We start from the raw sequence: 17,033 nt of genomic DNA, 5'->3' as shown, positions 1-17,033 counted from the left end.
AAGGGCATTTTGGAGGTTTTCTTGTTGGAGCGGACTGAGAAATTTAGGAACTGGCATCGGTTTAATTCGATTATCTTCTAGTCCCTATTTTACCCGGCTTTATGTATTCTAGATGATAGTCAGCTTAGCAGAAAAAGATAGGGAAGGATATTAGCAGAAACACGCAAGAAAAAGCAGAAAAAAAGGCATCTGAAAGAATAATATTTTTCAGTAGAACATGCGTTCTAAAAAAGTCTGTAACTCCTCATCCCTGCTGTATCAGAACATTCTAAAGCTCTACTAAAAATCAAGAACTCCAACACAACGATTTCTGACTTTGTACAATTTTAAAATAAACATGTTATAAGGATGAAGAAGCAATAAAGCAGCCCTTCGGGTCTTGCTTGTGAGGTTCCAACCGCATATCACCCTGGCTTAATCCGCACCTTTTAGATCATTTGATCCTGTATTCCCTTACGTGGGTTGTGGAGATTAAGCAGCAGAAATAGCAAGGTCTTGACTTTGTTTTTCGCAGGTTAGTTAGCGAGTAACCTCCTCAATACATTGTGCCGAATTACTACTATTTAGCAAAGCTGATGGAAATTTCAACGTTGGGGGTGCATTTTCGGGTGTTGAGAATGTGCATTTTTACTTAGCTAGACTTGTTCGCTAACCTTTGCTAAGTCGTCAAGAACGTTGTTTTCGAAGCACTTTGCTTTAATCAGTTTTAATTAGATGTTCCAGAAGCGTGAGACAAGCCCTATCAGCGACTAGAGCATCTTCTAAAGTAAGTTTTGCAGTTGCCCTACTGGGTAATTTGTAATTGATTATGTCTACGAATTGAGGCATTTTGCTTCAATTTTTGTCGCCACTATTAACCGTATGAGGTGTTCCATGCAGTACGTTTTAATCGATGCACATCAAAGATTCCTTGGCACTTACAAGAGTGAGAAGTCTTTCTCAGTAGGTGATACCTTTGATAACCACAACGACCAGTCTTTCACTGTCATTGGGCTTAACTGGAAGCAGGGCGGCGGCAATCAAGGTCAGTCGCTTACAGTGATTCCCACAAATACTGCACTGAAGACAGCAACCTAGATGTTTTGGTTTGTGTGCGAGTCTAGAGTTACTGAGTGCTTTGAAAACTCAATATTACTAAAGGAGGAGGCATCTTGTAAGGTGCCTCCTTTTTTCTAAACTTGGCGTTGCTAAATGAAAATATGAATTCGCTCAAAGTCCCTTTCCTTTAGGAGAGGGGTTGGGGGAGAGGTTTACTTAGCTGCGTAGCCGACTCAACCTAACCCCTAGCCCCTTCCCGAAGAGGGCAGGGGAACCGGATTTTCATTTTGCAATTCAGCAACGCCTTTTGTCCTAATACTCTGTTCTAATGCTCAAAAATATTTTGATATTGCAGTAAATCTAACGATACGATCGCGGGCAAGCAATCAAAGCACTGCTGCGCCAGTTCCCATCTGCCCTCTCGTTTCAACATCTCAGTCAGCTTAAGCTGCACGTCTAATAAGTACCGCACATCGTTCGCTGCATACTGCAACTGCTCTGCGGAAAGATTCGCCGCGTTACCCCAATCGGAGCTTTGGGCGCTTTTGTCTAGCTCAACCTGAGCCAACTCCATCACCACTTCTTTTAAGCCGTGGCGTGGACTGTAAGTACGCGCCAATTTGCTCGCAATTTTGGTGCAAAAGAATGGACAAGTTTGAATACTGAGATTATGACGCAGAGTTGCTACATCAAACCGGGCAAAGTGGAAGACCTTGAGAACGTCGATCGCCTCTAAAAGTTGCCGAAGGTTTGGGGCTACTGTTTGACCTTGAGCAATGCGAACGACGCTCACCCGACCTTGGGGATCGCAAAGCTGGATGAGACAGAGGCGATCGCGCCAAGGCAGCAACCCCATCGTTTCTGTATCTACGGCGATCGCCCTTGCTTGCAAGTATTCTTTCAGCGCCAAGTCAGAAAGATCTTGCTCATAAATTTGAAACTCGCCGAATTCCATGCCAAATTTCCTACAACTAATCCATCTTCAAAACTTTCGCCACTGACTGCACATCCTTATCGCCGCGACCGGAGCAGTTGATCACCAAGCGAGGACTGCCAGAAAGCTCAGGGCAGAGCGTTTCGAGGTAGGCGATCGCATGAGCCGTTTCCAGTGCTGGAATAATGCCCTCTAGCTGAGAAAGCCTTTGCAATCCTTCAAGCGCCTGCTGGTCAGTAACGCTATAGTATTCTGCCCGCCCCAGATCCTTCAAGAAACTATGCTCGGGGCCCACGCCCGGATAATCCAGCCCTGCACTAATGGAATAAGGCTCAATGACTTGACCATCTTGATCTTGCAGCAAGTAGCTCATTGCCCCATGCAGCACGCCCACTCGTCCCCGAGTCAACGTTGCCGCGTGTTTCTCCGAGTCTGCCCCCTCTCCTGCTGCCTCAATGCCAATCATTCGCACGGTAGGATCGTGAATGAAATCATTAAACAGACCCATGGCATTAGAGCCACCGCCAACACAGGCTAGAAGAATATCAGGCAGTCCGCCCCATTTTTCCACAGATTGCGATCGGGTCTCTTGCCCAATCACATTATGAAATTCTCTTACCAGCAGAGGATAAGGATGGGGCCCTGCCACCGAACCCAGAATGTAATGCGTCGTTTCCACATTCGTCACCCAATCCCGAATTGCCTCAGAAGTTGCATCCTTAAGAGTTCCTGTGCCTGCCTCTACCGGACGAACTTCTGCCCCCATTAAACGCATCCTAAACACATTGAGCGCCTGACGCTCCATGTCATGCACGCCCATATAAATGATGCAGTTCAAACCAAAACGCGCGCAAACAGTCGCTGTCGCCACGCCATGCTGCCCCGCACCCGTCTCGGCAATAATTCGCTGTTTACCCATCCGCTTTGCTAGCAAAACTTGTCCCAGCGCATTGTTAATCTTGTGAGCGCCCGTGTGGTTCAAGTCTTCCCGCTTCAGATAAATTTGTACGCCTGTCCCGTCGGGGCGCGCATAGTGCTGAGTCATCCGCTCAGCAAAATAAAGCGGGCTGGGTCTGCCCACATAGTCTCGGAGCAGACCATTTAACTCCTGCTGAAACTCTGCTTCTTGCCAATATTGATGAAATGCAGCCTCTAATTCTGCCAAGGCTGGCATCAGGGTTTCAGGGACATATTTGCCACCAAATTGACCAAAGCGCCCTAAAGCATCAGGACGCTGATCGAGGGGATTGGCAGCAGTTTGACTAGCTTGGAAAGAAATGGGAGTAGTTGTCACAAGCTTAGGAAATAATGAGGATAACCTTCATTATAAGGGAGGTAAGGATAGGGATTGAAGGCTGAATTACAGCGAGGTCAATATGACAAAAGATAAGAAATCTGAAAATCGGGTTGTGTATTCCGAATTTGGCACCCAGTCCAACTCAGACGCAATGGAAAGAGGCATTGCTAACCTACCGCCTGCTCAGCAAAACCTGCGGGTTCAAGCTTCTCGTAAAGGGCGAAAAGGCAAAACGGTAACTGTAGTTACAGGGTTACAAGCTAACGCCGAAACCTTAGCAGATTTACTCAAGCAACTTAAGAGTCAGTGTGGCGCAGGGGGCACTGTAAAAGATCAGGAGATCGAAATTCAAGGCGACCACACCCAAAGACTAGTCCAGGTTTTGAGCAAGTTAGGGTACAAAGCCAAGGTTAGCGGTGGTTAAGTTGAAGCATTGTGGCAATACTTTAGCTCACCTGTACTTGCTCCAGTTTATGCTTCTCCCAAAGAGATAAATACAACCCTGACTTCGTTAATAACTCTGCATGAGTGCCCATTTCCACAATCCTTCCCTGATTAATGACGAGGATTCGATCGGCAGCGGCAGCCGCAGATAGTTGATGGGAGATAAATAACACCGTTTTTCGTTGGGTGCCTTCTGAAAGGTTCTGCAAAATTTGGGTGGCGGTTTGATTGTCTACACTAGAGAGCGCGTCATCCAGAATAAGTACGGGTGCATCGACCAACAATGCCCGTGCCAACGCTGTCCGCTGCCGCTGCCCGCCTGATAAGGTAATGCCCCGTTCACCCACAATGGTTTTGTACTGCTGTGGAAAGTTAAGAATTTCGGGGTGGAGTTGGGCTTGTTTTGCTGCCCATTCAATTTCGGGCTGTTCGCTACTAGGATCGCCATAGCGAATGTTGTTTTTAATCGTTGTGCTAAATAGAAAACTCTCTTGAGGAACGTAGGCGATCGCCCCTCGTAAATCTTTTAACCGCACCTGGGTGATATCATATCCATCCAAAAACAATTGCCCTGGCTGCACCTCTAGCAAATGGGTTAACGTATTCGCCAATGTACTCTTACCCGCACTAATTTGACCCACGATCGCCACTGTCTCGCCTGGCTCAATTGAGAAATTAATGTCACTGAGTGCCGGACTTTCTGCTTCTGGGTACGTGTAAGTAAGATGCTCCGCCCTCAACCAACCTTTTACTTCTGAGCGATTTAATGCCAACGCATTTGGAGGATCTTGAATCTTAGGTTGATTAGAAAAGATGGCTTCGAGGCGATCAATACTGACTTCGCCTCGCTGGTAAGCCGTAATTGTGAATCCTAAAAGAGCCGTAGGAAATACGAGGTTTTGGGCAAACAACAACAGCGCGACAAACCCGCCCACCTTAAGAGAACCGTCAGCGATCGCGCCTGTTCCCAATGCCAACAGCGCTAACTGACTAATGCTGGCCAATCCACGCAGCAGCGGGAACAACGTATTTTGGGTTTTAGCAAGCTTTAGGTTTGCCTCTAGCAACTCCTGATTCATGCGACGAAAAGCTCGTCGCTCATTTTCCTCTTGAGCGTAGATTTTAATTAACGCCATGCCGCTCATGTCTTCTTGAATCAAATCACTCAGTCCTGAGGTTTCTTCTTGCACCTCTAACTGCTCATTCCGCAAACGATGGCTAAATAAGCTGACAAGGAGCAGGATACCAGGATAGATGGCGATCGCTGCCAACGTCAGCGGCACACTAATGCTAAACATCGCTGGCAATGTAAACGCATAGGCAAACACCATGTTGACCAAACTCAACACCGCGAACCCTAGCAAGCGGCGAATATTATCCACATCGCTAGTAGCGCGACTAATTAAATCTCCGGGTGTATTCACTGCAAAATAGCCCGGCTCCAGCGTCAGCAAATGATTAAAAATACGCTGTTTCAAGTCAAACTCTACTTGCCGTCCCACGCCAAACAGCGAGATGCGCGATGACATCCGCACCACCCACATCAACGTTCCCAAAACCAAAACCAAAGCCGCGTAAAAAATGACGCGGCTCATGCTGAAGGTCGTTTGTAACTCATCTAGTCCATTCCGAATCAGCAGTGGAATGTAAACCGCCAAAGCATTCACAATGATGAGGGAAAACACCCCAAAAGAGGCTTGCCGCCAGTGAGGGCGCAGATAATCCAAAAGCTTGCGGAGGCGAGGAGAAAGCATATCAAGAATGGGGGATGAAAAACGATCCACTCAATATCCTAGTGCATTCACCTTAATTAGACTGCCAACGGATCAACCAACCAACCTCGCAAGAAATAATAGACCGTTGCCAAATACTCATCTACTACACGGGTTGTAATCACCAATGCTTCAACATTAGGAATTAAGTCTGAGGCAGCCGCCAACCGCAGTCCTCCTTGAAGCTGAAAGACGTAGAAATCAGTCGGACGGGCAATCACATCAAAGTTCAGTTTGGCAAAAGACGAACTGACGCGCCGAATATTGATCACTGGAGCGACAACCATAATCGGCACTCTGGTCGTTGAATCATCACTTGCCAACAGTCGCTGGGTGACAATGGCGCTGGTGCGTGGGTCAACTCCTTCTAAGTCAATCCTAATGCGATCCTCTGGTACACCATTTGCAGTCAATAAATCAGTAATAGAAGCGGTTTCGCTAATGCCTTCTTGCTCGACAGGTCGAGGGCCAACACTGACAATCACTAAAGGATCATTGCCGCGATCGCTCTGAGAAGTATAGAGTTGAGCCGCATAGAATAAGCGCGATCGCTGTCCCACGCTAATGCCATCTTCCCCTGTACTAAGCTGAGAACGAATCCGATAGGTGGGATCGGAGGGGGAACTACCATCGCCCAGCACCACAATTGCCTCAACGCCACGAGCAGGTGTAACCTCTTGCTGTCCCCTTGTTTCTAACAATTGCCTCTGCTCTGACTGGGCAGTCAGCAAATATGCCGTTACAGGCAAACTACAAACCAATAAAATCAGCAATGCCGCCATAATTTGTGCACCTGCCACCTGCTTATACCCCTTACGAACGGCATATCCTAGCAGGATCAACACCAAACCTAAGGGACGTAGGGGAAAAGACAAGATGCCCCACAGCAACCCGACAGTTCTGTTCGTAGGTTCTAAAAACGCCAGAACCATGAGCAAAACTAAAACAATGCCACCCAACCAAGTCAGATACTTCCGCTCTATAAATGAGAGCAAAACGAACCTGACCAAGAAATAGATGGCAGCTAAAATAATGATTTGAGTAATCAGTTCAAACATCGCCGCCTTTCCTTACACACCACCCATGATTGGGATTGACCAGTCAGCACACCAGAAAATAACACACTCTACCGCGGACTGAAGAAAATCCTTCCGTAGGAGGTGAACCCTATCCCACAAAACCCACGTACGCCAGATATAAGCCTGTATAACTCTACTGAAAAGTTCCTAAAACGAACCTATGGAGATGAATTACTTTAAGAAACTTAGTGCCCTCTCGACAAAGGGGCTGTAATGCTCTTCAGAAAAGACTTTAGACTGCTTTGAATGAACTAAAAAGATAGCTCACTCCTCCTTTCATGTCAGTGTTTCCTGACATTAATCTAGATGCAGCCCTGTTGTATACTCTGGCTAGCGTTTCGACCTCTGCAACACGGAAATTTAGCAGTAGCCGCAAGAGAGCTTTTCAGACAATCTCCAGACCCAATCTCTCAAAAGATTGCTCTTGGGTTTCTTGATTCAAATCAGCTTTACAGAATTGACTCGTATTTTCACGCTTCTGATTGCTTTGTAGCAGCGCCTATAAGTAATGAAGGATGACTAGCAAATCGCAGGAAAGATCGTTTCTTTGCAAAGATCTCTGTCTAAATCATCTTAAAAATTACCTGTTACCTACGGATAATCCATGTCGCATAAGTCTTTGTTTCAAGCTAAAAATATTTCTCGGATGTTGATAGGCGGACTGTTTCCCCTATATTCATTTCTATTGATTGCCATGCCTGCCCATGCAGAAGAGCAGATGTACAATTTCACAGTCACTAACGATACAGAAAACACGATTACGGAACTGTATGTAGATGATGCCGACCAAGAAGAGTGGGGCGACAACATTGTATATGAAGCGATCGCGCCAGGTGAAACGGCTTCCTTTGAATGGGCAGATGAGGATGTGGAAGAAGGCGACCCTTGCATGTACCATGTCAGAGCCGTTTTTGAAGACGACTCGGTAGCCGAAGAAATAGAAGACGGCATTGATTTTTGTGAAAACCCAGAAGTATTCGTCAGCGTTGAGTAACAGCCGCTAATCTTGCTGGCATCTAAAGAGGGACGATTTTTCACAAGAGAATCGCCCCTCTTTGCATGAAACCCTAATCCAAGATTTTTACAAACTCTAAGCGATAGCGATATAGCGCCACAGGACGAGGCTCACCTAAGGGATTTTCCAGAGTCTTGAAATAATCTGGGTCTTGGGGCGACAGATAAATCGCTGTAACCTGGTCAGCCACGATCGCCGGATTGTCCACCTCTTGCCGTTGATAAGCAGTCGTATTCTCTACCTCATTAAAGTAAAGCTGGCTAACGCTCCGAAACTCTTGCTGGAATACTTCTGAGGTAATGAACTGAAGAGGTTCGGTCGATTCTGTAGCGCGGGCAGTAACCGTAGAAACGAGTTCGCGTTCATCTCGCAGCAAGGTAATTTGGCGGTTAGGGTTAGTTGGATCGACCTTGACAGCTAGGACAGGACGATCGCCCAAATAAGCCTTCGCTAAACTCATGCCATTAAACGCGCGATCGGAAATAATCCCTGACTTCCCCCAACTCAGCAACCCTTGTTTCTCCTTCACAAACCGTACTGGGAAAAGAATAGGCTTATTAATAAATTGCCGATTACTTTCAAATCCAGGCGTTGTTAAATCTGGAGCAAAAGGCGCAACCATATCAATTAAAGTTGTCGTCACTTGCCAACGACCCATAAACCAGTCTGGGTAAATTAAATCGCCTTGAGAAGCCTGTGTCAGCGGTCTGCCTTGCCAGCTTGGAAATGAAGCAAGGCGATCAGACAGAGAACCTGCCAACGCCGTGCCGCTACAGAGCAACCACAGTAGCACTAACCCAGTTAGCCAAAGAAAGCGCCATTTTCCTTTCATAAAATCGCTCGCCCGAATCAAAACCTCATAGACTTTAGAGTACTAGGTAAATCTGACGAATGCATTTTATGCCCTCAAGCGCTTCAGGTCTGGAGTTATGGCACTGGCGATCGATCGCCAAGCAACAGGCGGTCGCTGCCCACGTTCTCCCCACCGAAGTCGATTGGCTGTTACAAGAAGTTGCAGGACTCGATCGCCTCTCCCTTCGTCTAGAAAGTTTCAAAAATCAAGCCGAGTTGCCGCTCAAGCTTCCCCTTACCGAACTCACCCAACTTTGGCAACAGCGCTTAGAAACCCGCTTGCCCGTTCAGTACATTGTGGGCAGCACAACCTGGCGACAGTTTTCCCTAGTGGTTTCGCCTGCGGTGCTGATTCCCCGCCCCGAAACTGAAGAACTGATTGATTTAGCGATCGCCACGGTACAAGCTGATCCAGCATTGGGTCAAGGCGCTTGGGTGGACTTGGGCACCGGAAGCGGCGCGATCGCTCTTGCCCTTGCCGATGCTTTCCCTCACGCTGCAATTCATGCGGTAGATGTGAGCGAACTGGCATTGGCGATCGCTCAATACAATGCCCAACAGCTACACTTAAGCGATCGGATTCAATTTCACCAAGGCAGATGGTTTGAGCCGATCGCCTCTCTTCAGCATAAGCTCAGTGGCATAGTTTCTAACCCGCCCTACATTCCCCGCAATGTTATTCCCAACTTGCAGCCCGAAGTCGCTCAGCACGAGCCGCATCTAGCGCTAGATGGCGGCGAAGATGGACTAGATTGCATTCGTCAATTGGTCAATGTCGCTCCAGATTATTTGCGATCGGGTGGAGCTTGGTTGATTGAAATGATGGCAGGGCAAGCTGAGGCAGTCAGTCAGTTATTAGAGAAGCAGGGAAATTATCGAGCGATCGAGATTCATACAGACTTAAATGGAATTGAACGTTTTGCCTCAGCATTGCGGGTTTAACTTCAGAATTTAGAGATAATCGAGGGCGCGTGCTGCTTTTTCTCTACGCCAACCTAAACTTATTTGGAGAAACTAACGATGTCGCAAGGAAATAACAAAGACACGGGGGCACTGATCCTCTCTCTGCTGATTACATTGGGACTTATCGGCGGTGGGCTATGGTTTTTCGGTCGACAGTTTTTTTCAAGAAACGAACAATCTTCAGTTAATCAGTCTCCGATTGGGCAATCTGCTGGGCAATCTGGGGAGCAGTTGGGAGGGCAATCCACTACGCCGCCCAACCCCGACCTCAGCCTTTCTCAGATAGAGACATCTCAGCCTAACCCCCAGGTACTAACTATTGATGGCAGCGTCACATTAGTAGCACTCATTAAACAATTTCAGATTGCCTATTCTCAGGTTAATCCTGCCATCCCCACAACCTACGGTGTACCCGACGGCAAACCCAACGGCAGCAACCAGGGCATTCAGAATTTGCTCAAGAATGAGGTGGTGATGGCAGTCAGTTCTCGTCCTATTGGCGGCAGTGAACTGCAAGCAGGGCTGCAAGCTGTGCCCTTTGCGCGAGACGCGATCGCCATTGTGGTGGGCATTAATAATCCGTTTCAAGGCAGCTTAACGCTGGCACAGATCAAGCAAATTTATCAAGGACAAATTACTAACTGGTCGCAGGTAGGCGGATCCGATCTCCCGATCAAAGTAATTAACCGTCCTCCGGCTAGCGGGACAGGCAGCTTCTTTAAAGATGTAGTGCTGTTGGGCGAAGCCTTTGCCCCCGACAGCCCCAACTTTGTGACGCTCCCGCGCGACGAAACCACACCAATGTTACAAGCCTTAGAGAACAACGGTATTGGCTACACAACGGTCGCTCAAGCGGTCAACCAGCAGACGGTGCGACTCATTTCCATTGAAGGGGTTTCGCCTGCTGATGAAACAGCCATTAAAGCAGGGAGCTATCCCTTAAGTCGGGTCGTGTATCTTGTCGTGCCCCAAAAAACTAGTCAAGCAGTCAAGCAGTTTATTGATCTGGTGTTGTCGGCTCAAGGACAACAAACGGTTCAACGAGTTGGGTTCTTACCACTGAAATAGTTTAGGGCGACCGCTTACAAGCAATCTGTTTGCAAAAGCTCTTCTCAGGGAATACTTTAATGGATTATCAGCGATCGCATTTCTCTTCTAATCCTTAATTTAGCCAGAATTCATCTGCCAGCATAGCTGCTGTCTTGAGTCGAGTCAAAGTTTCTCCGGAACCTTTTTCATTCAGAAGTGTCTAATCAGATATAAGCGAAACTAACCCACCCGACGCGCAAGGCAAAGTTAGTTCACACAATTACCAATTATCGAAAGAACCTAGAGGGTATTTTTCATGTCTAAATTTCATCTCATGCAGTCGAGCACTGCTTTGTTTACTGCGCTAACTTTAATCTCAGGAGCCGCTGCGCCCCTAGCAATGCAAGTTTCAGCCCAAGCTCAAACCCGCTCCGCAACAACCTTCAGCGATGTTGCTAGTGGCTACTGGGCAAATGGCTACATTCAAGAATTGGCAAACCGCAACATTTTAACAGGTTTTCCCGATGGCAGCTTTCGTCCTGATGAGCCCGTAACTCGTGCTCAATTCGCCGCCATGCTACGTACCGCATTCAATCGCAACCCGGTTCGCAATACCGTTAATTTTAAAGATGTTCCTAATGACTACTGGGCATCCGCTGCTATTCGTGATGCCTATTCTAAAGGGTTCATGAGTGGTTATCCTGAAAATGATTTCCGTCCTGGTGAGTACATTCCTCGCGCTCAAGTCTTGGTTGCCCTTACTAGTGGCTTAGGCTATGCTCCTAGCAGTGCAGTAGGCACAACGCTACAGTCTTTCAGCGATGCTAACTCCATTCCTGACTGGGCACGTAACAGCATTGCTGCTGCCACCGAAAAGAAAATCGTTGTCAACTATCCCAACGCCCAATATCTCAATCCTACTCGCCCCGCTACCCGGTCAGAAGTAGCAGCATTTATCTATCAAGCAATGGCGAGTGCTGGCGATGTGACAGCCGTAATGTCGCCCTATGTTATCGGTCAAGCATCAGCCCAAATTCCCGTTGGCACAACCATCCCAACTCGCTACGACGCAGCCGATAAGATTCTGCTGTCGATGGAAGAACCTGACCCGGTGCCTGTGTCACTCACAATCAATCGCAACATCACATCAGCTGCGGGCAAGCTACTCATTCCTGCCGATAGCGAGGTTGTGGGCGAGTTGCGCGTAGAAAAAAATAAAGGCGCTCGCTTCTTTGCTAAGACCTTAATTATGCCTGATGGCACCGAGATGCCAATCAACGCCACGTCTCAGCTTATGACTCAGACCGAAGAAGTGCGTCGGGGTTCTAATGTGCTGGAGCTTTTGGCAGGGGCAGCGCTGGGTGCGGGTGCAGCAGCAGGGGTTGCAGCAGTCACAGGCGATCGCGCTATTGCTACTGAAGAAGTGCTGGGCGGCGGCGCAGTAGGTACGTTGCTTGCCACCTTCTTGGGGCGCAATCGGGTTACGCTAATCTCTATTGACCCTGATACAGACTTAGATTTGACCTTAGATTCCCCCTTAGCGCTGCTCTAAAGGAGCAGGAAAATCTAAAAGCAGGGCGATCAAGTTTCTAGCTTGATCTCGCCCTGCCGCAAAATCTGGAACCCCTGCCCTGTCCATTTGGCGACGGTGGAAGGGGTTCCAGTTTTTATAGGAGTGCTGTTGAAGGGGGCTAGGGTACTCTCTAGTTCGGCTAGTTCGGCAGACGATAGGGTCAAGATTTCAGGAAACTGGGTGTTGATATCGCTTAGAGTTTCTAAGGGCGGTTCGCCAGAATGGTTCACACTGGTGGTTGCCAGGGGGCGAGTTAGGGTCAGGATATAGCGGGCAACGCCGTTGTTGGGCACCCGAATACCAATCGTCGTCGGGTTAGTAGGATTGATGGCAAGCGGCAAGCGATCGCTGGCTGGCAACACTAGCGTTAGTGCTCCTGGAAAATATTGGGCGGCAACACTCTGCCAAACGTCCATTTCGGCAGCGCTACCTTGCACATACTCCCAAAGATCTGTCGCATCGGCTCCCATCAAAATCAACGGTTTATCTAGACTGCGCTGTTTGGCTTCAAAAATCAGAGTCGATCGCTCGGGTCGAACGGCTAGTGCAGGCAAAGTATCGGTTGGGAAACTGATCAGGCGATCGCCAGAACGAGCCGCAGCAATCAATTGGTTTAAAGAAACAGAAGGCATGGGAAGTCATTACATATCGGCAATTCAATCTTTAGCCTACACCCTTCTTCAATCATCAGATATGTGATACTAATGAGGCTCAAAAATTAGCCATGATATGAATCGCAGCTTTTGGATCATCGCTTTAATTGCCTTTGCCAATTCACTTAGTTTTACAATCCTCATTCCCATTCTTTACCTCTATGGTCGGCAATTCGGGCTTAATGATTTTCAAACCAGCTTATTGTTTTCGACTTATGCGATCGCCCAATTCTTTGCAACTCCTGTCATCGGCAAATTATCCGATCGCTTCGGTCGCAAGCCCCTGCTAATCATCAGCTTAGCCGGAACCGTGCTCGCTAACTTCCTCGCTGGAACCGCTACCACCGTCACGATTCTTTTTCTGGCACGTTTTTTAGATGGCATCACTGGGGGCAATGCCTCTGTGGCGCAAGCCGTTATTTCAGATGTCACAACTCCAGAGACACGAGCAAAAGGGTTTGGAATTTATGGCGCAACCTTTGGGCTAGGGTTCGTTTTAGGGCCCGCCCTCAGCCTATTGGCACAGCAGATTTCCTTGGGGGCTGGCTTCTTAGTATCATCCGCGATCGCCTTGATCGCCCTGATCATCACTATCTTTTTTCTGCCCGAAACGCTTACTACCAAAGCCGACAAGTCCCACAATGTTTTTGATTTAGGTTTGAGCAGCTTAATTACTGGGCTAGCCATTCCCAAGGTCGGTATCTTGCTCGTGATTAACTTTTTAATTGGCACAACCTTCACCATATTCACTTTTGCGTTCCAACCCTACTTCCTTGAAGTGTTAGGACAAGACAATAAAGGGTTAACCTTAATGTTCTTTGCATTTGGTGTATTAGGAGTATTAATGCAGCTTCTGGGTATTAAAATATTGACCCGCAAGTTTAGTTTGGTGAATATTCTGCTATTGGCTGTGTTTATCCGTAGCGTATCGTTTACCTTAATGCCTATCTTTCCAAACGTCGTTTATTTCGTCTGCGTTAGCATTATCTTCTCACTGTTCAATTCTTTGGTACAACCCATGATTACGACGCTGATCTCACTTAATGCTACGCCAGAGACACAAGGGACAGTGATTGGCTTAAATACCTCGTACCTCAACGTATCTAACGCGTTCGGTCCAATCATTGCAGGATTATTAGTTAACCAAAATAATCCTGCTACCCATAGCTATCCGCTGTATTTGGCTGGGGGCTTGACCTTTGCCGTGTTGCTGTTTGCGATCGCCACTCGCAGGCAATATACACCAACTGTTAGTTAGGGCGATCGCTGTAGATGGATGATTAGGCGGTAAGACTTTTTCAAGGATAAAGAGCGATCGCCCATGCAGTGGGTTAGTATTCTCACAAGGGTCTTCTCGTTTTGCTCAATGACAACTTCCTACAGAGAGCGATCGCTTCTCCTTTCGCCAAGTTACTGTAGAGGTTGAAACAAAATTGGGATATTCCCCTAAGCTAAGTAAAAATGCATTAGATCATTTCTTAAATCTCAACGACTAGGTGATCCGTTCCTCCCCAACTCCCAATGTCTGCACCCGCTAGTCTATCCAATCCTAAAGCTGCTGAGCCTAGAACAGAATATTCAATGCCAGCGCGACAGTGGGTAGAAGTCTTAGTAGACTGCCCTAGCGCACAAGGATTATTCACTTATGGCTTGCCTGCCGACTTATCAGTGCAGCCGGGTGATGTGTTAAGTGTCCCCTTTGGAGCACAGCAAGTCGGCGCGATCGCCATCGCTCTGATTGACCAACTCCCTCCAGAACTTGACTCTGCTGCTGTTCGTCCCGTCGAAGATATCATCAGCCAAGGCTTTTTTCCACCTACCTACTGGACGCTACTGCAACGAGTCGGACAATATTACTGCACACCATTGATGCAAGTCGTCAAAGTCGCATTACCGCCAGGATTATTGGGGCGATCGCAGCGCCGCATTTGCCTTCAGCCCGACTTAATCCCTCCAAGCGCAACTGTCTTCTTACACTCCACTGCCCAGCAAATTCTCACCTTGCTTCAATCTCAGAAAAACGGCGACTATTCCTGGCAATACATCCAGCGTCAGATCCGAGGCGCAAATCGAGGCTTAAAAGACCTAATCCAACGAGGTTGGGTCAAGAGCTATCTCGAAGCCCCTACTCCCGTTCGCCCCAAGCAGAAGCAAGCCGTCACACGGGTCGCTAATCTACCTCTGCTTGACCTCACTTCCCGTCAACAGGAAATCCTTAGTGTACTAAAACGACAAGGAGGAGAAATGTGGCTTCAGGAATTGCTGCAAACTTGCCAGACTAGTTCTTCAGTCCTCAAAACTTTAGAACTCAAGGGTTGCGTGGTCATTCACACGAAAGAAGTCCTACGGCTAGAATCTAGCGCTCATCCAATTACCGACCACAACAAAGTACTCACACCAGAGCAAACAGTAGCAGTAGGAGCAATTTCCAACCTTACTGGATATACTCCAACTTTGTTACACGGAGTTACTGGCTCGGGCAAGACAGAGGTGTATCTTCAAGCGATCGCCCCTTTACTCAACCAAGGTAAATCTGCCCTAGTCCTCGTTCCCGAAATTGGTCTAACGCCCCAACTCACCGATCGCTTTCGGGCAAGATTTGGCGATCGCGTTCGTGTTTACCATAGCGCCCTCTCCAATGGCGAACGCTATGACACCTGGCGACAAATGCTCAGCGGCACCCCTCAAGTCGTGATTGGCACTCGCTCTGCCATCTTCGCCCCACTTCCCAACCTGGGCATCATTATCTTAGATGAAGAACATGACAGCAGCTTTAAGCAAGATCAACCTGCTCCTTGTTACCATGCCCGCACTGTTGCTCAATGGCGTGCCGAACTAGCCGACTGCCCGCTCATCCTGGGCTCTGCCACCCCTTCTCTAGAAAGCTGGCTCACCACTACTCAGCCTTCTCTGATCCCATCTGAAGTTCAAAATTTAAGAGTTAAAGTTCCAACACCTCTCTACCTTTCCCTTCCGCATCGTGTCCAATCACGCCCCATGCCTCCTATTCAAGTCGTAGATATGCGGCAAGAATTCCGGCACGGCAACCGCTCCATCTTTAGCCGATCGCTGCAATTGGCGATCGAACAAATGGTCGCCGCAAAACAACAAGGCATCCTCTTCATCCATCGTCGCGGACACAGCACCTTCGTCTCCTGTCGTGACTGCGGACACGTCATGGAATGCCCACACTGTGATGTTTCGCTCTCCTACCACCAAGCCCAAGAAGGCGGCTATCAATCCCTCCGCTGCCACTACTGTGGGTATGGACAAACCCATCCCCCTCAATGCCCTGCCTGCGCATCTCCCTACCTCAAGAATTTCGGCAGCGGCACCCAACGCATTATGCAAGAGTTAAGCCGCCAATTTCCTAACCTGCGCTGCCTCAGGTTTGACAGCGACACGACCCGCGCTAAAGGATCCCACCGGGCACTGCTGACCCGCTTTGCCATGGGCGATGCCGATCTATTAGTCGGCACACAAATGCTGACCAAGGGCATCGATTTACCCCAAGTCACCCTAGTCGGCATCGTCGCCGCCGACGGGCTACTGCACCTATCCGATTACCGTGCCAGCGAACGAGCTTTCCAAACCCTAACCCAAGTTGCCGGACGTGCCGGACGTGGAGAGGATCCGGGACAAGTCATCCTGCAAACCTACTCACCTGAGCATACTGTCGTTGAAGCCGTCAAAGGGCAAAACTATCGCTCCTTTGTAGAAGCAGAGCTAAGATATCGGCAAACCCTTAATTACCCACCCTACGGACGGTTAGTTTTACTACGACTGAGCGGGCTAAATGCGATCGCCGTTTGCCAAACCGCTCAAGACCTCGCAACTCAAATCCAGGGGAATCATTCCTCTTACGAACTCTTAGGTCCTGCCCCAGCCGCGATCGAGCGCCTAGCAGGACGTTACAGATGGCAGATTTTATTGAAAGGCGGATTGGACGAAAGCCTGAATCTAATGGAGTTAGGAGAAATGCGATCGCACTGTCCTCCAGGAGTCAGTTTGGCGATCGATGTTGATCCGCTGCATTTGCTTTAGAGAATTAAAAATCAATTAGATAGTTCTAAAGGCTTAGTAGGAAGGGGCAATGAAACTGTTAAACAGTTGGATCTTATTAGAACTCACTAACCTCCAACAAAACTTTTCCAGTTTGAGAAGCGTGTCGTCTCTTCCTCACAAGCATTGCAAGAAAGTCTATTCTTCCATCAACGACAGCCATGAGGTCAGCCCCCGTCATTAAGATAAACGAAGGGTAGTGCATCAGAATGATGTGGTTTTGGTAGACTAGAGAACAAATTATCCCTCCCCTCAAGTCATGGAATGCCGACTCTGTGGTCATCCTAAAGTTCATAAACATGGCAAGATGCCCAACGGACAT

General features: G+C 48.2%; 15 protein-coding genes. 8 read left to right on the top strand and 7 right to left on the bottom strand.

What is annotated here, in order from left to right; translation table 11 throughout:
* Positions 1-873: 873 nt before the first annotated feature.
* Entirely contained in the window at positions 874-1,077 is a 204-nt protein-coding gene (locus tag KME11_23155) for a hypothetical protein (protein MBW4518104.1), read from the top strand.
* A gap of 286 nt (positions 1,078-1,363) precedes the next feature.
* On the opposite strand, the gene KME11_23150 is transcribed toward KME11_23155, so the two are convergent.
* Together KME11_23150 and trpB are read right to left on the bottom strand one after the other, a co-directional pair.
* On the bottom strand, positions 1,364-1,993 hold the full coding sequence (locus KME11_23150; protein MBW4518103.1) for a ribonuclease D: 630 nt from the start codon (positions 1,991-1,993) through the stop codon (positions 1,364-1,366).
* 16 nt (positions 1,994-2,009) lie between these two features.
* Entirely contained in the window at positions 2,010-3,266 is a 1,257-nt protein-coding gene (gene trpB, locus KME11_23145) for a tryptophan synthase subunit beta (protein ID MBW4518102.1), read from the bottom strand.
* 82 nt (positions 3,267-3,348) lie between these two features.
* Between trpB and KME11_23140 the strand changes: the two genes are divergently transcribed.
* Positions 3,349-3,693, top strand: coding sequence for a translation initiation factor (locus KME11_23140; GenBank protein ID MBW4518101.1), 345 nt, complete (start codon positions 3,349-3,351; stop codon positions 3,691-3,693).
* Positions 3,694-3,715: 22 nt separating this feature from the next.
* On the opposite strand, the gene KME11_23135 is transcribed toward KME11_23140, so the two are convergent.
* Positions 3,716-5,467 carry an ABC transporter ATP-binding protein/permease gene (locus KME11_23135; GenBank protein ID MBW4518100.1) on the bottom strand — a complete coding sequence of 584 codons (1,752 nt, stop codon included), beginning with the start codon at positions 5,465-5,467 and terminating at the stop codon, positions 3,716-3,718.
* Positions 5,468-5,523: 56 nt separating this feature from the next.
* Entirely contained in the window at positions 5,524-6,543 is a 1,020-nt protein-coding gene (locus KME11_23130) for a YdcF family protein (GenBank protein MBW4518099.1), read from the bottom strand.
* A 625-nt stretch (positions 6,544-7,168) separates the two neighbouring features.
* On the opposite strand from KME11_23130, the gene KME11_23125 reads away from it, so the two are divergent.
* Complete coding sequence (locus tag KME11_23125) at positions 7,169-7,558, top strand: hypothetical protein (protein ID MBW4518098.1); 390 nt, start codon at positions 7,169-7,171, stop codon at positions 7,556-7,558.
* 73 nt (positions 7,559-7,631) lie between these two features.
* Here the strand turns inward: KME11_23125 and KME11_23120 are convergent, their stop codons facing one another.
* Positions 7,632-8,411 carry a hypothetical protein gene (locus KME11_23120; GenBank protein MBW4518097.1) on the bottom strand — a complete coding sequence of 260 codons (780 nt, stop codon included), beginning with the start codon at positions 8,409-8,411 and terminating at the stop codon, positions 7,632-7,634.
* A 68-nt stretch (positions 8,412-8,479) separates the two neighbouring features.
* Between KME11_23120 and prmC the strand changes: the two genes are divergently transcribed.
* From prmC to KME11_23105, 3 genes are all read left to right on the top strand, one after another.
* Positions 8,480-9,373 carry a peptide chain release factor N(5)-glutamine methyltransferase gene (prmC, locus tag KME11_23115; protein MBW4518096.1) on the top strand — a complete coding sequence of 298 codons (894 nt, stop codon included), beginning with the start codon at positions 8,480-8,482 and terminating at the stop codon, positions 9,371-9,373.
* Between the two features lie 78 nt (positions 9,374-9,451).
* Positions 9,452-10,462 (top strand): phosphate ABC transporter substrate-binding protein, encoded by a 1,011-nt coding sequence (locus KME11_23110; GenBank protein ID MBW4518095.1) that lies wholly within the window; start codon positions 9,452-9,454, stop codon positions 10,460-10,462.
* A gap of 277 nt (positions 10,463-10,739) precedes the next feature.
* Entirely contained in the window at positions 10,740-11,975 is a 1,236-nt protein-coding gene (locus tag KME11_23105) for an S-layer homology domain-containing protein (protein ID MBW4518094.1), read from the top strand.
* Positions 11,976-12,004: 29 nt separating this feature from the next.
* Here KME11_23105 and KME11_23100 read toward each other — a convergent pair whose 3' ends face one another.
* Entirely contained in the window at positions 12,005-12,628 is a 624-nt protein-coding gene (locus tag KME11_23100) for an L-threonylcarbamoyladenylate synthase (protein MBW4518093.1), read from the bottom strand.
* 97 nt (positions 12,629-12,725) lie between these two features.
* Here KME11_23100 and KME11_23095 point away from each other — a divergent pair, with 97 nt between their 5' ends.
* Positions 12,726-13,907, top strand: coding sequence for an MFS transporter (locus KME11_23095; protein MBW4518092.1), 1,182 nt, complete (start codon positions 12,726-12,728; stop codon positions 13,905-13,907).
* Positions 13,908-14,170: 263 nt separating this feature from the next.
* Complete coding sequence (gene priA / locus KME11_23090; GenBank protein MBW4518091.1) at positions 14,171-16,693, top strand: primosomal protein N'; 2,523 nt, start codon at positions 14,171-14,173, stop codon at positions 16,691-16,693.
* A gap of 76 nt (positions 16,694-16,769) precedes the next feature.
* On the opposite strand, the gene KME11_23085 is transcribed toward priA, so the two are convergent.
* Positions 16,770-17,033 (bottom strand): hypothetical protein (locus KME11_23085; GenBank protein MBW4518090.1); only part of this gene is annotated, 264 nt, incomplete at its 5' end.

The sequence above is a fragment of the Timaviella obliquedivisa GSE-PSE-MK23-08B genome, from assembly GCA_019358855.1.
GTDB classification, from domain to species: Bacteria; Cyanobacteriota; Cyanobacteriia; order Elainellales; family Elainellaceae; genus Timaviella; species Timaviella obliquedivisa.
This window is presented reverse-complemented; position numbering and strand designations above follow the sequence as displayed.

What these genes read in the sequence shown, in the direction of transcription:
- KME11_23150 (MBW4518103.1), bottom strand. Translation starts at nt 1,993, where the DNA reads ATGGAATTCGGCGAGTTTCAAATTTATGAGCAAGATCTTTCTGACTTG.
- KME11_23100 (MBW4518093.1), bottom strand. Translation starts at nt 12,628, where the DNA reads ATGCCTTCTGTTTCTTTAAACCAATTGATTGCTGCGGCTCGTTCTGGC.
- priA (MBW4518091.1), top strand. Translation starts at nt 14,171, where the DNA reads ATGTCTGCACCCGCTAGTCTATCCAATCCTAAAGCTGCTGAGCCTAGA.
- KME11_23110 (MBW4518095.1), top strand. Translation starts at nt 9,452, where the DNA reads ATGTCGCAAGGAAATAACAAAGACACGGGGGCACTGATCCTCTCTCTG.
- KME11_23125 (MBW4518098.1), top strand. Translation starts at nt 7,169, where the DNA reads ATGTCGCATAAGTCTTTGTTTCAAGCTAAAAATATTTCTCGGATGTTG.
- KME11_23140 (MBW4518101.1), top strand. Translation starts at nt 3,349, where the DNA reads ATGACAAAAGATAAGAAATCTGAAAATCGGGTTGTGTATTCCGAATTT.
- KME11_23120 (MBW4518097.1), bottom strand. Translation starts at nt 8,411, where the DNA reads ATGAAAGGAAAATGGCGCTTTCTTTGGCTAACTGGGTTAGTGCTACTG.
- KME11_23130 (MBW4518099.1), bottom strand. Translation starts at nt 6,543, where the DNA reads ATGTTTGAACTGATTACTCAAATCATTATTTTAGCTGCCATCTATTTC.
- KME11_23105 (MBW4518094.1), top strand. Translation starts at nt 10,740, where the DNA reads ATGTCTAAATTTCATCTCATGCAGTCGAGCACTGCTTTGTTTACTGCG.
- KME11_23155 (MBW4518104.1), top strand. Translation starts at nt 874, where the DNA reads ATGCAGTACGTTTTAATCGATGCACATCAAAGATTCCTTGGCACTTAC.
- KME11_23135 (MBW4518100.1), bottom strand. Translation starts at nt 5,467, where the DNA reads ATGCTTTCTCCTCGCCTCCGCAAGCTTTTGGATTATCTGCGCCCTCAC.
- prmC (MBW4518096.1), top strand. Translation starts at nt 8,480, where the DNA reads ATGCCCTCAAGCGCTTCAGGTCTGGAGTTATGGCACTGGCGATCGATC.
- KME11_23095 (MBW4518092.1), top strand. Translation starts at nt 12,726, where the DNA reads ATGAATCGCAGCTTTTGGATCATCGCTTTAATTGCCTTTGCCAATTCA.